Annotated in this window: 18 protein-coding genes; 10 read left to right on the forward strand and 8 right to left on the reverse strand. The window is 67.1% G+C overall.

Features of this window, described 5'->3' with window-relative positions:
• Positions 1-12: 12 nt before the first annotated feature.
• The 3 genes from QFX32_08715 to QFX32_08725 are packed head-to-tail and all read left to right on the forward strand — an operon-like array spanning position 13 to position 3,375.
• Positions 13-906: an ATP-binding protein gene (locus tag QFX32_08715; protein MDI9634114.1), complete on the forward strand. Its 894-nt coding sequence runs from the start codon at positions 13-15 to the stop codon at positions 904-906.
• Positions 896-2,629 (forward strand): NAD-binding protein, encoded by a 1,734-nt coding sequence (locus QFX32_08720; GenBank protein MDI9634115.1) that lies wholly within the window; start codon positions 896-898, stop codon positions 2,627-2,629. The genes QFX32_08715 and QFX32_08720 overlap by 11 nt, the downstream gene beginning before the upstream one ends.
• Positions 2,629-3,375: an NAD+ synthase gene (locus tag QFX32_08725; protein ID MDI9634116.1), complete on the forward strand. Its 747-nt coding sequence runs from the start codon at positions 2,629-2,631 to the stop codon at positions 3,373-3,375. Before QFX32_08720 ends, QFX32_08725 begins: the two co-directional genes overlap by 1 nt.
• On the opposite strand, the gene QFX32_08730 is transcribed toward QFX32_08725, so the two are convergent.
• The gene (locus QFX32_08730; GenBank protein MDI9634117.1) at positions 3,370-4,065 is read right to left on the reverse strand and encodes a glucose-6-phosphate isomerase family protein; all 696 of its coding nucleotides are present in this window, start codon (positions 4,063-4,065) and stop codon (positions 3,370-3,372) included. The genes QFX32_08725 and QFX32_08730 overlap by 6 nt on opposite strands.
• The gene (locus QFX32_08735) at positions 4,065-5,264 is read right to left on the reverse strand and encodes an S-layer protein (GenBank protein ID MDI9634118.1); all 1,200 of its coding nucleotides are present in this window, start codon (positions 5,262-5,264) and stop codon (positions 4,065-4,067) included. Before QFX32_08735 ends, QFX32_08730 begins: the two co-directional genes overlap by 1 nt.
• A 142-nt stretch (positions 5,265-5,406) precedes the next feature.
• Here QFX32_08735 and QFX32_08740 point away from each other — a divergent pair, with 142 nt between their 5' ends.
• A complete protein-coding gene (locus QFX32_08740; protein ID MDI9634119.1) occupies positions 5,407-6,180 on the forward strand; it encodes a helix-turn-helix domain-containing protein in 774 nt (257 codons plus the stop codon).
• Positions 6,181-6,185: 5 nt separating this feature from the next.
• On the opposite strand, the gene QFX32_08745 is transcribed toward QFX32_08740, so the two are convergent.
• The gene (locus QFX32_08745; GenBank protein MDI9634120.1) at positions 6,186-6,932 is read right to left on the reverse strand and encodes a DUF128 domain-containing protein; all 747 of its coding nucleotides are present in this window, start codon (positions 6,930-6,932) and stop codon (positions 6,186-6,188) included.
• 64 nt (positions 6,933-6,996) lie between these two features.
• Between QFX32_08745 and QFX32_08750 the strand changes: the two genes are divergently transcribed.
• From QFX32_08750 to QFX32_08760, 3 genes are all read left to right on the forward strand, one after another.
• Entirely contained in the window at positions 6,997-7,968 is a 972-nt protein-coding gene (locus QFX32_08750) for a hypothetical protein (protein ID MDI9634121.1), read from the forward strand.
• 13 nt (positions 7,969-7,981) lie between these two features.
• Complete coding sequence (locus tag QFX32_08755; protein MDI9634122.1) at positions 7,982-9,328, forward strand: NAD(P)/FAD-dependent oxidoreductase; 1,347 nt, start codon at positions 7,982-7,984, stop codon at positions 9,326-9,328.
• 106 nt (positions 9,329-9,434) lie between these two features.
• Positions 9,435-10,046, forward strand: coding sequence for a PAS domain-containing protein (locus QFX32_08760; protein MDI9634123.1), 612 nt, complete (start codon positions 9,435-9,437; stop codon positions 10,044-10,046).
• 30 nt (positions 10,047-10,076) lie between these two features.
• Here QFX32_08760 and QFX32_08765 read toward each other — a convergent pair whose 3' ends face one another.
• Both QFX32_08765 and QFX32_08770 read right to left on the reverse strand, forming a co-directional pair.
• Positions 10,077-11,075 (reverse strand): response regulator, encoded by a 999-nt coding sequence (locus QFX32_08765; GenBank protein MDI9634124.1) that lies wholly within the window; start codon positions 11,073-11,075, stop codon positions 10,077-10,079.
• On the reverse strand, positions 11,072-12,766 hold the full coding sequence (locus QFX32_08770) for a histidine kinase dimerization/phosphoacceptor domain -containing protein (GenBank protein MDI9634125.1): 1,695 nt from the start codon (positions 12,764-12,766) through the stop codon (positions 11,072-11,074). The genes QFX32_08765 and QFX32_08770 overlap by 4 nt, the downstream gene beginning before the upstream one ends.
• Before the next feature lie 332 nt (positions 12,767-13,098).
• Here QFX32_08770 and QFX32_08775 point away from each other — a divergent pair, with 332 nt between their 5' ends.
• Positions 13,099-13,725, forward strand: a complete 627-nt coding sequence (locus tag QFX32_08775) for a LysE family transporter (GenBank protein ID MDI9634126.1) — start codon at positions 13,099-13,101, stop codon at positions 13,723-13,725.
• 90 nt (positions 13,726-13,815) lie between these two features.
• Here QFX32_08775 and QFX32_08780 read toward each other — a convergent pair whose 3' ends face one another.
• From QFX32_08780 to QFX32_08790, 3 genes are all read right to left on the reverse strand, one after another.
• A complete protein-coding gene (locus tag QFX32_08780) occupies positions 13,816-16,821 on the reverse strand; it encodes a PAS domain S-box protein (GenBank protein MDI9634127.1) in 3,006 nt (1,001 codons plus the stop codon).
• A 121-nt stretch (positions 16,822-16,942) separates the two neighbouring features.
• A complete protein-coding gene (locus QFX32_08785) occupies positions 16,943-17,827 on the reverse strand; it encodes a response regulator (protein ID MDI9634128.1) in 885 nt (294 codons plus the stop codon).
• Between the two features lie 215 nt (positions 17,828-18,042).
• Positions 18,043-18,420, reverse strand: a complete 378-nt coding sequence (locus tag QFX32_08790; GenBank protein MDI9634129.1) for a hypothetical protein — start codon at positions 18,418-18,420, stop codon at positions 18,043-18,045.
• A 131-nt stretch (positions 18,421-18,551) separates the two neighbouring features.
• Between QFX32_08790 and QFX32_08795 the strand changes: the two genes are divergently transcribed.
• Positions 18,552-20,012: a hypothetical protein gene (locus QFX32_08795; GenBank protein MDI9634130.1), complete on the forward strand. Its 1,461-nt coding sequence runs from the start codon at positions 18,552-18,554 to the stop codon at positions 20,010-20,012.
• Positions 19,994-21,184, forward strand: a complete 1,191-nt coding sequence (locus QFX32_08800) for a glycosyltransferase family 4 protein (protein ID MDI9634131.1) — start codon at positions 19,994-19,996, stop codon at positions 21,182-21,184. Before QFX32_08795 ends, QFX32_08800 begins: the two co-directional genes overlap by 19 nt.
• The last annotated feature ends 3 nt before the right edge of the window (positions 21,185-21,187 follow it).

The following is a 21,187-nucleotide window of genomic DNA, read 5'->3' on the forward strand; positions in this document are numbered from 1 at the left end:
TGAAGGCCTCCCATGCGCTGCGACAAATGCCGGCGTCCCGCGGTTTTATTCCAGCGTTACTCGGGCCTCCACCTCTGCCGCGACCACTTCATCGCGGACTTCGAGGCGAGGGCCAAGAGGACGATCCGGAAGAACCGCTGGATCGCCCCCGGCGACAGGATCGCGGTCGCGTTCTCGGGCGGGAAGGACTCCGGTGCGCTCCTCTCCTTCCTCCACAAGGTATTCTCCCCGCGGAGGGACGTATCGCTCCTCGCGATCACCGTCGACGAGGGGATCGGCGGATACAGGGACCCCGCGGTCTCGCGTGCCCGGGCCCGGGAACTCGGGATCCCGCACGTGACAGTCTCCTTCCGCGAGGAGTACGGGGTCACGGTCGATGAGATCGTCGCGAGGAAAGGGGGCGCCCACTCCTGCACGTACTGCGGCGTCCTGCGCAGGCACCTCCTCAACACCGCCGCGAGGGAGGCGGGTGCGACGAAGCTCGCGATGGGCTTCAACCTCGACGACGAGGCCCAGACAGTCCTCATGAACGTCCTGCGCGGGGACTCCGCCCGGCTCCTCCGGCCCTCCCGCGCCGTCCCCGGGCTCGTTCCGAGGATCCGGCCGTTCCTCTCGATCCCCGAGCGCGAGGTCGCCCTGTACGCCTACCTCACGACCGGGACGCTCGACGTCGGCCGCTGCCCCTACTCGGTCCACGCGCTGCGCGCGGAGGTACGGCAGATGCTCAACGCCTACGCGTGGAGACACCCCTCGGCCCGGTTCGCGCTCGTCAACCTCGGAAACGACCTTTCAGCGGCAGGGCGGGATCTTCCCGGCGGGATGAGGGTCTGCCCTGACTGCGGGGAGGTCTGCGCCGCGGCGTGCAGGAGCTGCGAGATCCTCGCGGAGGTGCGGGGTGGCAGGTGAGCGGAGGCTGTTTCCCGGGAGGCACGCCGGGCGGATCCCGCTCTCGCGGCGGGCGAAGGTCGCGGTATACATCGTTGCCTTCGCGGTCCAGATCGCCGTCTACACGGTCCTCTTCCACCACCTCTACCCCCTCCTCGAGGGAAAGCCGATCACGTGGCCGAATGCCCTCCTCTTCGTCCTCGAGACCGTGACGACCGTCGGGTACGGCGATCTCCTCCCCTTCGAGAACCAGTTCACGGTCGCCTTCACGATCCTGATGATGGCGACGGGGATCATCCAGATCTTCATGGTGATCCCCCTCCTCCTCGTCCCCCTCGTCCAGTCCCGGCTCCAGCCCGTCCCCCCGCGGCGCGTCCCGCCGGAACTGTCCGGGCACATTCTGGTCGTGGGGGCGAGCCCCACCGCGCGCGCGATCGTCGAGAGCCTCCACGTCTCCGGTCTCCCGGTCGCGATGGTCGTGGACGACGCGGAGACCGCGCTCTCTCTCGTGGAATCCGGGGAGAGGCACGTGCACGTGGTCTTCGGGGACTACCACGACCACGGGACGTGGGCGGGGGCGCGGGTGAAGTACGCCCGCGACATCGTCATCTGCGAGGACGAGGAGACGACCGCGAGCATCATCCTCGGGATACGGCCGGGGACGAGGGGCCGCGTCATCGCGGTCGTGGACAAGCTCTCCTACGGGCGGTACCTCCGGTACGCGGGTGCCGACCTCGTCCTCTCCCCAAAGCACGTGACCGGCCAGATCCTCGCCCGGCACGTGACCCTCACGTCCCACCTCGACACCCTCGTCGAGGAGACGGTCGTCGAGGGGAACGGGAGCACGCCCGGGCCGCCCGGGGGCGAGACGCTCCGCATCATCAACATCCCTGTCCTCGCGGGGTCCCCCGCGGCGGGAAAGAGGCTCGGGGACCTCGGCCTCCTCGAGCGGTTCGGGACGGAGTGCCTCCTCGTCGCGAGGAGGGGGCACTTCACCCTCTTTCCCGGCCCCGGCGAGGTCCTCGACACCTCGACGATGCTCTTCCTCCTCACCCCGACGGGGAGGATCGGCCCGATGGTCACGGAACTCTTCGTCCCCGCGGAGGAGAAGGAGTTCCTCGGGGTGATCTGCGGGTTTGGGGACGTGGGCAGGTCGGCGTACAGGGAGCTCGCGTCCCTCGGGATGGAGTGCATGGTCATCGACAGGAGACCGTACCCGGTCAACAGCGTCGTCGGGAGCGCCGAGGACGAGGCGACCCTCCGGGAGGCGAGGATAGAGGACGCGGACTTCTGCATCGTCGCCCTCAACGACGACTCGCGCAACATCCTCGCGACGCTCATGGCGCGGAACCTCAACCCCCGCCTGAGAATCCTCGCCCGCGCGAACGAGGCCGCGGCAGTCGAGAAGCTCTCCCGCGCCGGTGCAGACTACGTCGCCCTCCTCCCGCGGATCGGGGGGCAGATCATCGCCGGCGTGATCCTCGCGCCGACGGTCTACATCCTCCTCTCCCTCCCCGACGGGCAGCTCGTCGTGAGGGGACAGTTCCGGCGGGACGAGCCCTCGACGGTCGGCCGCGTGGAGCGCGAGACCGGGGTCACCGTGCTCGGGCTCGCGGGGAAGGGGGGATCGATCGTCCGACCGGGGAAGGAGACCCCCGTCTCCCCGGGGGATACGCTCATCGTGATCGGGCACCAAAAATCACTCTCGGGATTCGTGAGGTTCGTTCCCGGCGGGGTGCGGTGATGGAAAGGGCATTGGAAGACGGGTGCGTCCTCGGGAGGATCGAGCACCTCCTCCGGTACGTGTACTGGAGGAGCGGGAGCAGGGGCTACGTGGTCGGTGTCTCGGGCGGGATAGACTCCGCGGTCGCGGTGACGATGTGCTGCAGGGCGGTGGGACCGGAACGCGTCCTCGGCCTCGTCCTCCCCTCGCGCGTGACGGACCCTTCCGACATCGAGGACGCCCGGGAGGTCTGCGGGAACCTCGGCGTGGAGTGCAGGGTGATAGACATCGAGCCCGTGCTCTCCTCCTTCCGGGCGCTGCTCGGGTACCGGGACGACCCGCGCCTCCTCGGCAACCTCATGGCGCGGACGCGGATGGCGATCCTATACTACCACGCGAATCGCGAGGGGATGCTCGTCTGCGGGACGTCCAACAGGACGGAGTACATGATCGGGTACTGCACCAAGTGGGGGGACAACGCGGCAGACGTCCAGCCGCTCCTCCACCTCTACAAGACCGAGGTCATCGCGCTCGCGGAGACGATGGGAAACATCCCCGAGCGCGTGCGGCGGAAGGCGCCGACCGCGGGGCTATGGCCCGGCCAGACGGACGAGGGCGAGATAGGGCTCTCCTACCCCGAGATCGACGCCGCGCTCCGCGCGCTCGCGGAGAACGGGTGGGTCAGCCGGAACCCCGTGGAGGAACGCGTCCTCTCGATGGTGCGGGCGAGCGCCCACAAGCGCGAGCCGCCGCCGAGCCTCCTATAGCCCTGCGGGGACCCAGCGGTACCGCTCGGGATAGACGAGTGCAGAGAGGTTCCCGTCCCTCTCCTCGATCCTCTTGTACAGGGGACCTCCCGCCCACGGGGGGCGCGCGGGGCCGGGGGGCGAAAGGACCGCGGGCGGGGGGACGGCGGGGTAGCGCGGGTTCCTCTCGAGTGTCCCGCCGAGGAGCTCGTAGTACGCGGCACCCCTGTGCTCCTCGTAGTACCTGTAGTCGCTCGCAAAGCAGGACGCGACGACGTTTGCGACCACCAGGGGTTCCCCGCCGGGGTTGATGGTGACGTGCCCGTATCCGGGCGGCACGAGGACCGTATCCCCCCTCCCCGCGGGGACGAGAGCGACGGCCCCGAGGTCCTCCCTCTGGAGGAGGAAGTGGGCGGTCCCCGAGAGGACCTCGTACACCTCGGGGTACCCGGTCCCCGCCGGGTTCTCGGGGTGGTAGTGCCCCTTCGTCTTCGGGTACTCGCCGCAGAAATCACCCGGCGGGATGCACGTCACGTCGAACCGCAGGCGGTGCGCGGCGAGCCACGCCCTGTCCTCCGGCGTCCGGGCGATGTCCCTGTACATGTAGTAGGCAGGGCCGGAGAGCGGGCACGAAGGGTCCCGCAGGACCGCCCGGAGCTCGGCCATGTCCCGGACGTCGGGCCGCCCCGCGTGCGCCTTCCAGTCGTCCATCACCCGGATTTTCTCTTCCGGCGTAAATAATATGCCGCCCCGGCCGCAGCGGCGACGAGGGCGACGAGCCCCGCGACGAGGAGCGGGGAGATCCCGGCCGGGACAACCCGCACCCTCACCTTCATCGGGTCGGAGATGACGGTGTTGTCGAGCGCGTCCCGAAACCGGATCTCCGAGTCGAGGCCGTACTCCTTCTGGACCGCGCCCGCGTCCACCTTCACCTCGTACCGGGCGACCGCCCTCTGCCCGGGGGCCATGTCGCCGAGGTACGCGGAATCGTCGTTGCTCGAGAAGGGTTCCACGGCGCTGATCCGGGCCTGCGCGTCGCGCGCGACCGCGGGTCCCGTGTTCTCGTACACGACCTCGATCACGGTCTTTGCCCCCGCCCTCACCTCGGCGGGTTCCGAGACGACCGCGAACGTGATCTTCCTCCCGACCGGGACGCCGACCGTGACGGTGTCCGTGGAGACGGTGTCACCCTCGGTGCCCGTGTACCTGCAGGAGACGTCGACGGGGTACGTCCCCTCGTCCGCCTCGCGGGAGACCGAGACCCTGAACCGCACCTCGCGGGTGCTGCCCGCCGGGAAATCGCCGACGTATATGTCCGTGTCGGTCGGGACGACGGGGCTCCTGCCGTTCCGCGAGAGGTGGATCACCGCCTCCCTCGCATCCTCGGAGCCCGCGTTGCGCAGGGAGAGGGCGAGGTACCCTTCCGTCCCCGCGTGCAGGTTCTCCGCCCTCGCTCCCACGACCTCAAGCACTGCCCTCGGTTTCACCCTGACGGGGAGGGGTATCGTCACTTCCCTCTCGCGGTAGGTGTACGAGATCGCGTCGAGCCCGTACTGCTCCGCGGTCGCGAGGTAGGAGTAGCGGACGAGGAGCCCAAGCGTGTAGTTGCCCCCGGCGGCATCGGAGGGGACCTTCGCGGGGAACGAGACGGTCGCGGACTTCCCGCCCGGGATGTCGCCGGCCGCCTGCGGGTCGGCCTTCACGACGAGCGGCGAGTCCCCGGGAAGGAGGGTCGCCCGGACGAGTTTCGCCGTGTTGGGGAGGTCCTCCCTCTCGATGATCCCGGACTGGACGAACTTCATCTCGACGAGCCCCCTGTTCTCGATCGCGACCCTTATCGTCGTCTCCTCGCCGGGGGAGAACTCGTTCTTCCCCTGTATCGAGGCGGTGAGGGTCGGTTCGCCCGCCATGTACTTGACTCCCGCGAGGGCAGGGGAACACGAAACACTGAATATAACGGCCAGAAATACAACGAGCCGCAGATTCATGGGATATCACGTGTTGTCATTGCTATAACAACATTTAAGAATCTGCCCTATATAATGCTATGGAATGGCCGGGTCGCAGACATCGCCCCTCGCGCTCGCGGGGATGCTCCGCTCCCTCGGGCTCACGAAGTACGAGGCGCTCGTGTACATCGCCCTCCTGAGGGAGCCGGGTGCGACCGCGACGCGTATCCACGAGCTCGCGGGCGTCCCCCGCGCGTCCGTGTACCCCGTCCTCGATCGCCTCATCCAGAAGAACATGGTCTCCGCGTCGCTTGGGACACCCCGCCGCTTCGAGGCCGTCCCGCCCGAGACCGCGATCGACCACCTCCTCGACACCGTCGCCGCGGATGCCGCGAGGGCAAAGAAGGTGCTCTCGAGGATCTGGCAGGAGAGGGAGCAGAAGAGCGGCGGTGACCAGGACTCCATCTGGAGCATCTACGGGGCGGAGAACATCCGCGTCCGGCTCGCGGACCTCCTCCGGAATGCCTCCGCGTCGATCGACGCGGTCATCCACGGCGAGGTCGCGCCGGAGATCGCGACGGTGCTCTGCGAGAAGGCATCGTCGATCCCCGTCCGGGTCGCCACGTGGCACCCCGAGCGAATCCCCTGCCCGGGCATCAGGCTGCGTGCCCTCCCCCGCGCAGCTGAGGAGGCCGCAGCGGCCGACCTGCGGTTCTCCGGCGGGATGTACCTGATCGACTCCTCCCGGGCGATCGTCGTGCTCGTGGCGGGAGAGGACGATGCGACCGCGCTCTACTCCGAGTCGAGGGGTTTCGTCCGGTTCTTCTCGACCTACTTCGAGATCTTCTCCTCGATGGGAAAGTCGAAAGACCAGTGACCCCGTCAGTGGTCGAGGATCTCCTCCATCTCCCCCGCGTCCATGAGCCCCTTGATGGCGTAGGTCGTCACGGGGATCCCCTTCTCCTTGATGGCCGCCATCGGGTTCGTCCCGCCGAGGGCGACGATGCCCATGTACTGCGGGTCGACCGTCACGCCGAGCGCCGGCGTGTTCGGGAGCCCGACGTCGAGAACCGGCGAGAAACTGCTCCCCGAGAGCTCGTCGATGATCTCCCCCACCGCCTCCTCGGCCTCCATGTGGCACTGCCTGATGTTCGCGAGGATGTTGCCGCTCCCCTTCCGCACGATGCGTGTCACCGAGGTGATCTCCTGCGAGAGGAGGGCCTGGAGGGGGTCGATCGTCGTGTACTCGTAGAGGATGAGGTGGGTGAACCGCCGCGGGACGCGCGACTCGATCTCGACGATGCCGCCCCCGATCGGGTTGTACGGGATCCCCCTCCGGAGGAGGATGCCGTCGAGCGTCGAACTGCACACCGTGACGATCCCCGTCTGGCCCTCCGGGATTTTGAAATCGCCCGCGCTCTCCTCCGCCCCGATGAACCGCACGAGGCCGCTCACGCAGAGTCCCGCCCTGTACGTCTCCTTCATGGTGGAGATCGCATCGTCGAGGTGCGTGTCCGGGACGAGCGAGAGGTTGTACACGACGAGACCCCTCCCCTCCCGCGGGTCGTACGTGACCTGCATCGCGTACTCCTCGATGCGGGTGTGGACGAATTTGAGGGGGAGATGCATCTTTCCAAGATCTTTCGCCAGAAAACAGAAAAATTGTTCTATGAGGGGGAAAAATGTATGGTTCATGGACGAAAAGGTTCGGGAAAAGGCGAGATCGGCGATAAGGGCGATTCTCGAGACCGCAGGGTACGAGGTGAACCCCCTCGAAGATCCCTTCGACCTCGCGAGCAGGGGCGACGAGTACCTGATGGTCCTCTGCAGCGATGACCCCACCGAGATCGAGGAGTTCTCGGCGGGGAACTTCAGACTCGTGAGCGGCGGCGAGGAGATCCGCTACGAGAAACTCCTCTTCTCCCTCGCCCCGGTCACCGGCGCGCAGGGGATCACCGTGTGGGGGAGGGACGAGTTCGTCACCCTCTACGGCGAGGCGGCCCTCGCGAGGATCCTCTCGCGCCCGTTCTCTGTCCCCCTCGGCAGGGCACGCGGGGAGGGGAAGGGGACGGCTGCACCCGCGGCGGCTCGCGGGGGAGAGGAGGCCGCGATGGGGGGGGGAGAGAGCGGCATCGTCATCCCCCACCTCCCGATACGCGTCACCAAGAACGCGGCCCTCCAGATCGCGAAGATCCAAGGGACTGTCGCGCTCCGGTTCATGCCATTCTGGTACTACACGTACAGGAGTTCCGGGGAGCAGGTGTACAAGGAGCACCGCGTCCCGTTCGACGCGGAGGGAGAGGGAGCCCTCAACGCGATCAACGGCCTGAAGTTCGAGGGGGAGATGGGATCGGTCGTCGAGGAGGGGATCCCGGCCGGTGCGGAGGTCGTCCCCCCGAAGATCACGCAGGAGGAGGCGAGGGAGAAGATCCTCTCCGAGGTCGCGGAGAGCCTCACCCACCGGGTCAGGATCCGGCAGGTCGCGGGGGATGCCATCTCCTACGAGGAGAAGGTGCTCCGGCCCGACAGGAGGAACATCGAGGTGAACGTCCGGGAGGTCTACGTCCCCGTCTGGCAGGTCAGGGGCAAGAAGATCGTCGAGGTGAACGCGTTCTCCGGCGAGATCCTCTCCGTGCCGATGGACGAGGGCGTCGAGATCTTCTGATCTGCACGTTCCCATGATCGGTGTCCTCGGCGGTGGTCCCGCGGGCCGGACCGCCGCGATGAAACTCGCCCTTTCGGGCAGGGATGTGACGCTCGTCGAGCGGGCAGGCCTCGGCGGGCAGTGCCTCCACCACGGCTGCATGGTCATCTGCGCCTTAAACGACGTCGCGAGGGCGATCTCGCAGGCGAGGAACCTCGCGTCCCTCGGGATCCTCGATTCCGTCCCCACGCCGTCCTTTCCCCGGACCGTCTCGCAGATGGCCTCCGTCCAGAAGAAGATCGCGTCGGTCCTCGACGCGGAAACGAGGGGCTGTGGGGTGCACATCGTCCGCGGCGAGGGGAGGGTCGATGCCGACCGCCTCACCGTCGACGGCGAGACCCTCGAGACCTCCCACCTCGTCGTCGCGACGGGCTCCGTCCCCCGCGTCCCCTCCATCCCCGGCGTCGAGACACCCGGCGTCTACACCGCGCACACGTTCACCTCGATGCCCGACGTCCCGGACCGGCTCCTCATCGTCGGCGGCGGCGTGATGGCCGCGGAGTTCGCCTTCATCTTCCAGGAGTGGGGGTCCGAGGTCACGCTCGCGGTGCGGAGCACGTTCCTCCGCGAGGTCCCCCGGAAGCTCCGGGAGGCGGCCCGCGGGGAGCTCTTGGGGGTGGACGTGCGCGAGAACTGCACGGTGGAGCGGATCTCGGGGGAGGAGAGGGTGCGGGGAGCAGTCCTCCGCGCCGGGAACGCGGAGAGCGAGATTGCCTGCGACGCCGTGATCCTCGCGGCGGGCCTCGTCCCCAACTCGGGGATGGTCAGCGGCCTGCGGAAGGGGAAAGACGGGAGGATCGTCGTCAACCGGCGGATGGAGACGAGCGTTCCGGGCGTATATGCCTGCGGCGACGTGACGGGGTCCCCCTGCCTCACGCCGGTCGCCCGGCAGGAGGGGATCGTCGCCGCGTCGTCCATCCTCGGCGAGAACCTCGAGATGGACTACGGGGGGATCCCGCGGTCTTTTGCGCTCTCGCAGGAGTACGCGTTCGTGGAGGGAGAACCGGGCGAGGAGATGGTGGCTTTTGCGGCCCCGGGCCCCGCCGGCCCCGGGACGTTCTGGGAGGTCCCGCGGGGGCGGACGGGGATGGCAGAGGTGGTCGCCTCGCGGGAGGACGGCCGGGTCCGCGGGATCTCGGTCGCGTCCCCGGTCGGGGGGACGGTCGCGGCCTACGTCGCATTCCTGATGAGAGAGGGGATCCCTGTCCGCGACTTTTCGCGGTTCACCGAGGTCCACCCTTCATCCGACGGCGTCTCCCCCCTGATGAAGTACGCCGCGTCACGGCTCGGCGCAAGGCAGGAGAGGGAACGGGGGGACTGAAAAAGGGCAGGGCACCGAACGGCGCAGCACCCCGGCAGCCGGGCCTGGGAGACGGGGCGAAAAAGAACTATCTCTCCCCCCATCCCATCCCCACACGGGGAAGAGTATGGAGAGGGGTGAACTGCAGGCACTCTTTGGGAAGATCCCGGCGGGCATCGTGATCATCGACCCGGGGACACACGCGATCCTCGAGGTCAACCCTGCCGCGGCTTCCCTCGTCGGGAGGGAGAGGGACGAGATCGTGGGGAACGTCTGCCACCGGTTCATCTGCCCTGCCGAGAGGGGGAGGTGTCCCATCACCGACCTCGGGCAGGAGATCGACAACAGCGAGAAGGTTCTCCTCGCCTCGGACGGGAGGCAGGTCCCGATCCAGAAGACAGTGGTGAGGGCGCGAATCGGCGGGAGGGAGGTTCTCGTCGAGAGCTTCATCGACATCACCGACAGGAAGAACGCGGAGGACAGGAGGCTCGCCCTGATCGGGTACATCTCCGAGGTGGTCATGCGGGTCCGCAAACCCCTCGCGCTCGTGGAGTCAGGCCTCGCCGACATCGCGGAGAAGGCCTCGCGGGAGGCGGGGTGCAGCGAAGAGGTGAGGACAGGGCTCCTCCTCGAAGCTGCGCGGGTCCGCCAGATCGCGTCGAACCTCGCGGAGGTGGAGAGGGCGATCGCCGAGGAACGGCAGGAGATCCCCGGGGCCTACAGGGAGTTCCTCGGGTGAGGGGAGGGCGACTGCAGGTCTCCCCGCGCCCTACCCCGCGGGATTCCCCTGTCCCCCGCCTTCCCGTTCCGCAAAGAGGCCGATCGCCCCGCCGAGGATGCCTGCCGCGATCCGCATCGCCTCGATCTCCGGGCCGGGGAACTCGCGGTCCTTCGCGTCGCAGAACGCGACGATGCCGTAGAACCTGTCGCGGACGGTGAGGGAGAACAGGGCAGCCGACCTGATCCCGAGTGCGCGGGAAAACTCGCCCCCGTCCTCCGCGTGGCTGCCTGCAGTGACCGTGACGCATTCCCCCGACACGAGCGCGTGCAGCCTCTCCCCGGCGCACACCGGTTCGAGGGCGAGTGCGACCGGTTCTCTCTCCCCGCGGAGGGGAGGTATCCCCGGGCTGCACCACTCCGCGACCGGGACGATCCTCCCGTCCTCCTCCCGGTGCCGGAAGACGACGACCCGGGAGAGATCCATCGCGACACCGACCTGCTCGAGGAACGGCTCGAGGGCGTACGGCCCGAGGGTCCGCCCCGCCGTGGGGACGCCTCCCCCGAGGCGGGCGCCGCAGACCTCGCAGACCTGCCGGAGGAACCATTCCACCCCGAACCCGAGGGCGAGGAGGATCGCGTCCCTCTTCCTGATCTCCCTCTCGGCGCGGTGCCTGTAGAGTGCGATCTCGATGCAGGACCGGAGCTCCCGCTCGTTGAACGGCTTGACGATGTAGCCGTACGGCTCGGTCACCTTCGCCCGCTCGATGAGGTTCTGGTCGGAGTATGCTGTCACGAAGATGACGGGGATGTCGAGCGTGCCCTGGATCTGGCTTGCGGCGGTTATCCCGTCGATCTCCCCGGAGAGCATGATGTCCATCAGGACGATGTCGGGGACCTCCTGCCGGGCCATCTCGATGGCCTGCTCCCCGCTGCCCGCGATGCCCGCGACGGAGTACCCCATGTCCTCGAGGGTCTCCCTCAAATCCTCGGCGACGATACGCTCGTCCTCGACGACGAGGATCCGGGCCCTGCCTCCCCGCACGCTCACCCGCCTCCCGGGATGACGAGCCGGAACGCCGTCCCCCTCCCGGCCGGGAGCCGCTCGATGCTCCCGTGCAGCTGCGCGACGAGGGAGTACACGAGGCGGAGACCGAGGGTCGTGCTCCTCTCGGGGTCGAACCCCGCGGGGAGTCCGACGCCGTCGTCGGCGACCGAGAACTCGGCCCCGTCGCCCCTCCTCTCCCCCCGTACCGTCACCGTCCCCGCCATGTCGCCGGGGAACGCGTGCACGAGCGCGTTCGTGACGAGCTCGTTGATAATGAGCCCGAGGGGGATCGCCCGGCCGATGTCCATGGAGAGTGTCTCGCACGTGAAGGATAATGTCACTTTCTGTGGCCTCGTCCCGTGCGAGGCAAACGTCTGGTGCACGAGCGCCCGCAGGTAACTGCAGATGTCGATCCGCGAGAGGTCCCCGGACTGGTAGAGCTTCTCGTGGACGAGGGCCATCGCCCTGATCCTGCTCTGGGTGTCACGCAGGATCGCGCTCACCTCCGGGCTCTTCGCGGACCGGATCTGGAGGTTGAGGAGGCTGGTGATGACCTGGAGGTTGTTCTTGACCCTGTGGTGGACCTCCCGGAAGAGGAGGTCCTTCTCCCTGAGCGTCGCCTCGAGGAACTCCGTCCGGATACGCACCTGCTCTTCAAGGTCCCTCGTGAACCTCTGCTGGATGTACTCCCTCTCCACGCTGTCCGTGATGTCACGCACGATGACGAGTGCCCTCTCGTCGTCGATCGCGACCGTGCGCGCCTCGAAGTGCCGTGTCTGCCCGCCGGTGGCGAGGCTGTAGTGCATCTGCTGGAGCTGTTTTGATTCGAGCGCTGCCCTGACGATCTCCGTGAACCTCCCGGCGAGGTCCGCCGGGCACCCGGTCTCGCGGAGACGCCTGCCCACGTAGTACTCCGCGGGACGGACGAGCATTTTTCCGTCCGCGCAGTGGAACTCGTGGAACGTGCCGTCCCGCGAGATCACGAACATGAGGTCGGGCAGTGCCCTCAGGATCGCGACCATCCGGTTCAGATTCGCCGCCAGGGACTCCTGCGCTCTCTTGAGGCCGGTGATGTCCGTCCCGATCGCAACGAACGTCTCCCGCCCTTCGGGTCCCGCGCCCAGCGACCGCGTGTTCCAGAGGATCGTCTTCTGCGAGCCGTCCCTGCACGTGATGGTCGTCTCGAGGTTCTCGAAGTACTTCTTCTCCCCGACGATCTCGCGGATCTGCCGCGTGATGCGCCGGCGGTACTCCCTGTCGGGGTATATCTCCCGCCACACGTCGTTCCTCCCGAGGACTTCCCGCGCCGGGTAGCCGCTGATCCTCTCGGCCGCGGTGTTCCACTCGAGGATCTTCCCCGTGGAGTCGAGCACCATCATCCAGACGTTCACGTTCTGGAGGATGCTCTCCCGGAGCTGGAGGGTCCTCTCCACCTCCCTCCTCCCCTCGAGGATCTTCTCCGAGAGGATCGCCGTGAGCGCACCCACCGAGAGGAATGTGACGCTCCTCACAGCGGCATTCAGGAGGACGACGGTGTCGGAAGGGAAGAAAGTGGCCGTGATCCCCATGTAGACCCCGACGAGGAGGAGGACCCACTTCAGCCCCGCGGTTCTGTACCTGTACGCGACGAGGACGATGGGGATGTAGTAGAGGTGCGGGAAGACGATCGTGATCCCGAGGGTGGCAGTGTACACAGTCAGGAGGATGACTGCGAGGGAAGAGGCGAGGATCGCGGCGGTCCACTCCCCCCCGCGGCCGCTCTTTGCCCCCTGGCTTGTCGTTCAGTTCCCGTTTCACCCGCTCTTCTCCCCCTCTTGCCGCGCGGGATGGATGCACGCTCTCCCGCGGGGGTCCGGCTCTGGAGCTTTGGAGATCTCTCCCGATTTGGACCATTGCGGGATCTCTCCCCATTAACCTTTCTCTTCCCCTGCCGGTCGGCGGGACGGGGGGATGCCTGCCCTGACACCCGTGGCGGAAGAGACATGACGGGAGAGAGACGATCCTATGGGAGAGACCGGGAGGGAGGATGCTCCAGACATACCTGCTCGGGTTCGTCATCGGGCTCTCGGGCGCGCTCGTGCCGGGACCGACCCTCGTTGCGACCATCAACACGTCCGTGACCGGCGGGTGGAAGACAGGCCCCCGCGTCTCGGCCGGACATGCCCTCGTCGAGGCCGCCATCTTCGCGGCGGTCATCCTCGGGTTCAGCACGGTCTCAGGGGTGTCGGACTACGCGGGAGTGATCGGGGCAGTCGGCGGGACAGCCCTCGTCGCCTTCGGGATAATGACGATCCGGGGGGCAGAGGCCGGCGTGCCCGACGGCGAGAGCCGGAGCGTCGTCACAAACCCGTACCTCGCCGGGGTGATCACGAGCGTCTCGAACCCGTACTTCTGGCTCTGGTGGTTCTCGGTCGGGAGCGCGCTCGTGCTCGCGGCCGCCCAGCAGGCCTTCGTCTTCGCACTCGCGTTCGTCGCGGGCCACTGGTCGGCCGACTTCGGGTGGTACACCCTCGTCTCGACGGGAATCCACAAGGGGAAGAACGTCTTTGACAGGAGGATCTACGCGTGGGTGCTGCGGGGCTGCGGCGCGTTCCTCGTCCTCTTCGGGCTCATGTACCTCGCGGAGGCTCTCTCCCGGTTTTTCAGCGGCTGATTCCAAGCGACAGGGCACCTCTGGCAAAAAACAGCCAATTCCGACGGGACGAGAGGAGGGGGAGAGTCACCTTCCCCTCCACGCCACGGCCTATGGTGCGCGCCTCCACGAGCCCCGCGGCACGGTGATGAGGAACCTTGCCCCCCTCCCCGGCTCCCCCGTCTCCCTGATGGTCATCCCCGTGATGGAGAGGATCTCGCGCGAGAGGAAGAGGCCCATCCCCGTGTTCCTCCCGTATCCCCTCTCGAAGATCTTCTCCTTCTCCTCCGCGGGGATGCCCGTGCCGTCGTCCTCGCACGTGACCGCGAGTGTCTCCCCCTGCTCCGCCGCCGAGAACCGGACCGTCGTCGCGTTCCCGCCGTGCCGGACCGCGTTGTCGAGGAGGTTTGCAAACACCCTCCCGACCATGGGATCGGCGAAGACCTCGATATCGGAGGGGATCCCGTTCTCGAGGGTGACGGTCGATGCGGGGATGTCCGCCCCCGCGGCCTCGACGAGACCGCGGAGGTTCAGCCACCGCGGCGCGCTCTCCCCGACCTGCGCGCAGTCCCGCGCGAAGCGGATCGTCGCGTGGATCCTCGAGATGGCCTGCCGTGCCCTCGCGAGGAGCTCTCCCCTCTCCTCCCCGCTGCCCGCCGTCTCGAGGAGGTCGAGGATCCCGGAGAGGACGAAGACCTGGTTGTTGATGTCGTGCCTCGTCACGTTCCCGAGGAGCGCGAGCTTCCTGTGTGCCTGCCGGATTTGCGCCTCGGCCCTCTTGCGCTCCGTGATGTCGATGAGGACGATGAGGGTTGCAGGCTGTCCCCCGAAGACCACGGGGCTCCCGCTCACCCGCACCGTCTTCCTCGTCCCGTCTTTCGCGATGACCTCGATCTCGTAGGGTTCGACGGGGGATCCCCCTTCCCTCTTCTGGATATTCTCGACGATGAGTGGGTGATATTCCGGCGGAACGAAATCGAAAACGCAGCGGTCGACCATCTCCTCTGGCGAGTACCCAAACGTCCTGAGAGCCGCGGGATTCGCGTAGAGGATGTGCCCGCCCCTGTGGACGAGGATCTGTTCGGGGAGGTTCTCGAGGAGTGAGCGGTACTTCCCCTCGCTCTCGGCAAGTTCCCTCTCGGCCCGCTTCCTCTCGGTGATGTCACGCGCGATTCCCTCGAGAGCGACGAGATTCCCCGTATCGTCAAGGATCGGCCTGTTGCGGAGTTCGAGCCAGGCGAACTGGCCGTCCTTCTTCCTCCACCTCAATTCCACAGGTCTAGTGTACACTTCCTCGCTCGGCGTGAACATCGCGTCGATTAAGTGCCTCTCGTCGGGGTGGACGAGCGCGTAGCCGATGTCCGGATCCGCGTAGAACTCGTCAGGGGAGTACCCGAGGATGGACGTGACAGAGGGGGAGACGAAGGAGAAACCCCTCTTCGGCAGGATTTCGTACCGGTAGACAATGTCCTGCGCGCCCTCGGCGAGGAGCCGGAACCTCGCCTCGCTCTCGCGGAGCGCGAGCTCTGCCTCCTTCCAAGGGGTGACGTCCTCAAAGACCGCGGCAAAGTACCCCTCCCTCGGGGAGAAGACAGACGCGCGGAGCCACTTCTTGAATTCCTCGACGTAAACCTCGATCTTCGTGGAGGATCCTTCCCGGATGGCCTTCTCGAAAACCGCTCGAGCCTCGGGGTACTTCTCCCCGAACCCGGGGAAAATCCCGCTCGCCCTCTTCCCCTTTATGCCGGAGAGCCCCGTGATCCTCTCGAACGCGGGGTTTGACTCGACGAGGATCCAGTCCGTCAGGTTCCCCGAGGGGTCGAGGATAGCCTCGCAGAGGACAAAGCCCTCCTCCATGTGCATGAAGAGGTCATGGAGCCGCTCCTCGCTCTCCCGGAGCGCGACCTCCGCCTCCTTGCGGGACGTGATGTCGGTGATGAACCCTTCGAGGTAGAGGAGGTTCCCCTGTGCGTCGAATATCCCCCTCCCCCTCTCCCAGACCCAGCGGACCTCGCCCTCGCGGGTGATGATGGGGTACTCGTACTCGAAGACCTTCCTCTCCCGCAGGACCTCCTGCCACATCTCCCACAGGAGGTCGCGGAACGAGGGGGCGATGATGTCGTTGAACGCGACGGTCGCGTTCCCGATGAAGTCGGACGGGGCGTAGCCTGTGATCTCCCGGCAGCCCTCGCTGATGTACTCCATCGTCCAGTCGCGGTCGTTCCTGCACCGGTAGACGAACCCCGGGAGGTTCGAGATGAGCGTCGAGAGGAACCGTTCCCTCTCGTCGCACTCCCTCTCGAGTATCTTCCACTCGCTCACGTCCCGGATGGTCTCGATCGCCCCCGCGACCTCCCCCCGGGAGTTGTAGAGGGGGGATGCGAGGAACCAAAGGTGGGCGCCGCGGCCGTCGTTGAGGTGGGGGATGAAGATCTCGGAGATGAGGACGTCCCCCTCCCTCCGGATGTACGGGTACTTCGCCTCGGTCGCGGGGTCAGGCTTGAGCACGAGGTCGATCAGGATCGGGCGCCGCTCGTGGTAGAAGGGGAGCGCGTACTCGTAGTCTCCCTTCCCGAGGATCGTCTCCGCCGGGATGCCGGTCATCCTCTCCATCGCCCTGTTCCACGCGATCACCGTCCCCCGCAGGTCGATCGCGAACGTCGCGTCGGGGAGGAAGTTGAGGATATCGGCCTCGCGCCGCTCCATGTCGCGGATGCTCGCCTCGACCCTCCGCTCCCGGACGACCTTCCGCACGACGTGCGCGAGCTCCGCGAACTGGGACGCGGGGTCCCCGCCCTTCTGGAGGTAAAAGTCGGCGCCCTCGTTGAGGGCCTGGATCACGACGTCTTCCCTCCCCTTCCCCGTGAAGATGATGAAGGGGATGTCGTTTCCCCTGCGGCGGAGGGCCTTGAGGAACTCGATCCCGTCCATGACCGGCATCTGGTAGTCCGAGATGACGGCGTCGTAGGACGGGCCGGATTCGATCTTCTTGAGGGCCTCTGCCGCCGAGATCGCGGTGTCGACAGAGAACCGGCTCTTTTTCTCGAGGTAGAGCCTGACGACCTCGAGCAGGGCAGGCTCGTCGTCGACGTACAGGACGCGGTAGGAGGATGTCATCTGCGTGACCGGGGTCCGATACGTAGTAATCAGAATACTCCACGAAAAAACTCACCATCGCGCAGGGCGGGATGTCCCGGGAGGACATGAGACGCCGGGGACGACAGGGAGCGAGACCCGATCACCGGTCCGGATTCCCCGTAGAGACGAGGCGCTTCAGCCGTTCCTTCTCCCTCTCCGATTCTTCCAGCCGGGCCGCCTTCTCCCTCGCATCACGCGCGAGCGTGAGGTTCTCCTCCCTGCACCCGTTCTCGCGCACCTTTCTCTCCGTGATGTCCGCGAGGAGCCCGAGGAACGCGGGCCGGCGGTTCCACGGGATGCGAACCGCCGATGCCTGCACCCACGTCACGCGCCCACCGTTCCCTACGACCCTGAAGTCGCGGGTCCCCGGGAACTCCTTTCCCTCCTCAAGCTCGCGACACCACGAGACGACCGGAACCCGGTCGTCCGCGTAAATGAACGAGTCGAAGCGTGTCCCCGTGACATCGCCGGGCGTTGCCTGCAGCATCGAGGCGAGGGCGGGGTTCGCGTACCGAATCAGCCCGTCCTGGATGACCACGATCCCCTCGGTCGTATTCTCGACGACGAACCTGTACCTCTCCTCGCTCTCGCGGAACGCAGCCTCGGCCGCGTGGATCCGGACTGCCTTGACGATCTTGTGCGAAAGCTCGCGGAATTGCGTCGCCGGGTCACCACCCTTCTGGATGGAGAAGTCGGCGTCGCTGTCGTATGCCTGGATGGCGACCTCTTCACGTCCCTTCCCCGTGAAGATGATGAAGGGGATGTCGTTTCCCCTGCGACGCAGGGTCTTAGGGAACTCTATCCCGTCCGTGACCGGCATCTGGGAGTCCGAGACGATCGCGTCGAAAGACCGCTGCTCCATTGTTCTGCGGGCTTCCTCCACGGAGTTTGCGGTTGTGATGGAGATGGTACCCGATTTCTCGATGAACCACTTCGTAATCTCGAGGAAATCCGGGTCGTCGTCGACGCACAGGACCTCTATCATGGGAGGTCTCCGGGATAGGAAAAAGAACACATCCTATGGAGGGAGAACGGGCTCCCCCATCTTAATACCTCCCCTCGGTGCCTTTTTCGGGTCGGTATCCCGTGGCGCATCCCGCCCGGATTCGACGAAATGGCACGGCGGGGTGAGGGCCGCCGCGCCTCCCGCGCCGATGCCCGCGATGGACGACCGGGACACTGCCCGATTCCCCGCCGTTCTCACGCCTTCCCGAAGTACCTCTTCACGTTCTCCTGGAACAGGTACCAGAGGACGATGGCCGAGATCGCGATGCCAATGAGCGCACCCGCGCCGGACTGCACGAGTTCGACGATGCCCAGGACGAGGGCAAGGATTGTGATGATCACTCCCACCGTCCAGACCCAGCCCCACGCCATGAAGCAGCCGATGCCGAGCACGATCTGGATGATCCCGACAATCCCGAGGAAGATCCCGATGGCGAGCCCGACCGCGGCCCCGATGGGTCCCGCGATCATCGCGCCGAAGAGGAATGCGCCGAGGCCGCCGATCAGGGCGAGGATCCCGCCGAGGATCCAGAGGATGCCGATGATGGTCACACCGAGAGGTCTCTCTCCCATGGCGGGAGTCTCCGCGGCGCACCGTGATAATGGTTTCCTCCCCGCATGGCCCCTCCAACCCCCCCGGTTGCGGTCCCCTGCCCGCTGCGCACAATTAAATTCTCCCCTGTCTGAAGGATCAATGGAAAAATATGACGGCGGAAGGGTGCCGGGCGCTCTGCATCGGGATAGGGCTCCACTACCCGTACTACGTGAACACGGCTTTTCCTGCCCGCGTGCCGCGCGGGGAAGTGCCCGCGTGCTTCAGCCCGTCGCAGGGAAAGCACTTTGCGCACTACCTCGGGTCGGCACTCGTCCCTGCCCTCGCCTCGGCCCTCGGGTGGCTCGACGCGGGGCACAGGCTCGCGTTCTCCGTCTCCGGCCTCCTCTTCGAGCAGTTGCCCGCAGGCGACAGCGAGGCGCGCCGCCTCCTCGAGCGGGCGCTCTCGCACGAGAACTCCGAGGTCCTCGGCCAGACGTACTACCACTCTGTCGCCGCGCTCTTCTCCGACACGAGGGAGTTCTCGGAGCAGGTGGCATCCCACGCCGCCCTGATGGAGGATCTCTCGGGGAAGAGGCCGCGGGTATTCGAGAACACGGAGTTTGCGTTCAGCACGGAGGTTGCCGCCCTCGTGCGCGGGATGGGCTTTTCCGCGCTCTACTCCGAGGGCTACGACCACCTGCTCTCGGTCGGGCACCCCAACGCCCTCTATTCCTGCGGCGGGCTGCCCGTCCTCCTGCGGAACTGCAGGCTCTCCGACGACCTCGCGTTCCGGTTCTTCGACCCCGGCTGGGACCGGTACCCCCTCTCCGCCGGGACGTTCGCCGACTGGATCGCGGCGACGCCCGGCGACTGCATCCACGTCTTCATCGACGCCCGGACCTTCTCCCCCGCCCGGTCTGTCCACGCGGACTTCCGGGGATTCTTCGCGGCGCTCCCCGACGCCCTGCGGTCGAGGGGCATCGAGACGCTCCTCCCCTCGGATTGCCTCCGGGAACCGGCCCGCGGCGAGATCCCGCCGGGCGACCTCTGCGTCTGCCAGCCCGGGACCATCGCGTCGCCGACAGGGATCCAGAACATCCTCCAGCAGTCCGCGTTCTGGTGCCTCGAGGAGGGCGGGCGGCTCGTCGCGAGGGACCGCGAGGCGTGGCGGAGGCTGCAGGCGACGGACCACTTCCACCGCATGGCGCTCTGTTCCGCATCCTGCGGGAGGCAGGTCCCGCACTCCACGAACGAGGAGACCTGCGACTACTTCGCGGCCTACATGAGGGTGCTCGAGTACCTCGAGCTCTCCTCCGCGCCGCGCTTCCGCTCGCGGTCCGCGCTCCGCGCCCTCCGCTGCCTCCCGCCCGAGCGGGCCTTCCACTTCCACACGGGGACGCGGTACGCAGGGTACTCGGCGCACAGCCTCTCGGAGTTCGCGAGGATCCTCGAGTTCGTCCCCGCGCACGTCTACTCGTTCCACCACGGGCGGGGCGACTTCTCCCGGTGGGTCGGGGACGTGCTCGGCGATAAAACGCTCTCCCGGGCACTCGCGGGGTGCCGGACGGCAGCGGAGGCGAGGGAGACCGTGCAGGCGAGGATCGGGGAGCTATGGCGCCGCTTAGGGTAGCATACTTCTGCTGGGAGTCCCTCCACTCGGTGCGGGTCGGCGGGCTTGCACCTGCGGTCACCCACCTCGCGGAGACGATCGCGCGGCACCACGAGGTCCACTACTTCACGCGCGGGCCGGGCCCGGACCGGACGATCGACGGCGTCCACTACCACTTCGCGCAGCCCGAGGGGCACGACCTCATCTCGTACTGCCGGGACATGAGCGCAAAAGCCCTCTCCCGGTTCCGGGAGGCCGACTCACCCCCGTTCGACCTCGTCCACTTCCACGACTGGCACTTCATCGATGCCCTCGGGGAGCTTTCCGGCCGCAGGACCGTCCTCACCTTCCACTCGACCGAGTACGGGAGGAACGGCGGGAATTTCGGGACATCCCCGGAGTTTGCGTACATATCCCGCATGGAGAGGGAGGGCTGCGCGCGGGCCACCCACCTGACCACCGTCTCGCACCACACGAAGACCGAGATCGTGTGGCTCTACGGCGTCCCCGCGGAGAAGATCACGGTCGTCCCGAACGGCATCTACCCGGACGTCTACCGGCTCCCCGTCGACCCGGGGCAGGTGAAGAAGGAGTACGGCATCCACCCCCTCGCCCCCGTCGCGCTCTTCGTCGGCAGGCTCGTGTACCAGAAGGGTGCCGACATCCTCGCCGACGCGGTCCCCCTCGTCCTCCGGAGGAGGGGCGACGTCCAGTTCATCGTCGTCGGGGACGGCGAGATGCGGCCGTGGCTCGAGGAGCGCTGCCGATCCCTCCCCGTCCACTTCACGGGGTTCATCCCGGACGCGGAGTACCTGCGCCTCCTCAACGCCTGCGACGTCGTCGTGATCCCGAGCCGCAACGAGCCGTTCGGGCTCGTCCTCACCGAGGCGTGGAGCGCGGGCAGGTGCGTCGTCGCGACCGACGTCGGCGGCCCGGCCGAGAACATCGAGAACTTCGTCGACGGGATCAAGGTCCCGGTCAGGGCCGACTCACTCGCGTGGGGGATCGCCTACGTCCTCGAGGACCCCATGAGGGTCCGCGCGATGGGGCTTGCCGGGAGGAGGAAGGTGGACAGGCTCTTTTCCTGGGAGAGGATCGGGAGGATGATGGAGGAGGTCTACGCGAAGGTCACCGGCGGGGGGACGGAGAGCCCGCCGGGCACTGCCCCCGCGGCGCGCGGGGACGGCGATTGAGTT

The sequence above is a fragment of the Methanolinea sp. genome (assembly GCA_030055515.1).
In the GTDB taxonomy this organism is placed as follows: Archaea; Halobacteriota; Methanomicrobia; order Methanomicrobiales; family Methanospirillaceae; genus Methanolinea_A.

Bases quoted from the DNA above. Each gene is read 5' to 3' on its own strand.
- QFX32_08715 (MDI9634114.1), top strand. From the start codon at position 13: ATGCGCTGCGACAAATGCCGGCGTCCCGCGGTTTTATTCCAGCGTTAC.
- QFX32_08725 (MDI9634116.1), top strand. From the start codon at position 2,629: ATGGAAAGGGCATTGGAAGACGGGTGCGTCCTCGGGAGGATCGAGCAC.
- QFX32_08730 (MDI9634117.1), bottom strand. From the start codon at position 4,065: ATGGACGACTGGAAGGCGCACGCGGGGCGGCCCGACGTCCGGGACATG.
- QFX32_08735 (MDI9634118.1), bottom strand. From the start codon at position 5,264: ATGGCGGGCGAACCGACCCTCACCGCCTCGATACAGGGGAAGAACGAG.
- QFX32_08740 (MDI9634119.1), top strand. From the start codon at position 5,407: ATGGCCGGGTCGCAGACATCGCCCCTCGCGCTCGCGGGGATGCTCCGC.
- QFX32_08745 (MDI9634120.1), bottom strand. From the start codon at position 6,932: ATGCATCTCCCCCTCAAATTCGTCCACACCCGCATCGAGGAGTACGCG.
- QFX32_08750 (MDI9634121.1), top strand. From the start codon at position 6,997: ATGGACGAAAAGGTTCGGGAAAAGGCGAGATCGGCGATAAGGGCGATT.
- QFX32_08755 (MDI9634122.1), top strand. From the start codon at position 7,982: ATGATCGGTGTCCTCGGCGGTGGTCCCGCGGGCCGGACCGCCGCGATG.
- QFX32_08760 (MDI9634123.1), top strand. From the start codon at position 9,435: ATGGAGAGGGGTGAACTGCAGGCACTCTTTGGGAAGATCCCGGCGGGC.
- QFX32_08775 (MDI9634126.1), top strand. From the start codon at position 13,099: ATGCTCCAGACATACCTGCTCGGGTTCGTCATCGGGCTCTCGGGCGCG.
- QFX32_08780 (MDI9634127.1), bottom strand. From the start codon at position 16,821: ATGACATCCTCCTACCGCGTCCTGTACGTCGACGACGAGCCTGCCCTG.
- QFX32_08785 (MDI9634128.1), bottom strand. From the start codon at position 17,827: ATGATAGAGGTCCTGTGCGTCGACGACGACCCGGATTTCCTCGAGATT.
- QFX32_08790 (MDI9634129.1), bottom strand. From the start codon at position 18,420: ATGGGAGAGAGACCTCTCGGTGTGACCATCATCGGCATCCTCTGGATC.
- QFX32_08795 (MDI9634130.1), top strand. From the start codon at position 18,552: ATGACGGCGGAAGGGTGCCGGGCGCTCTGCATCGGGATAGGGCTCCAC.
- QFX32_08800 (MDI9634131.1), top strand. From the start codon at position 19,994: ATGGCGCCGCTTAGGGTAGCATACTTCTGCTGGGAGTCCCTCCACTCG.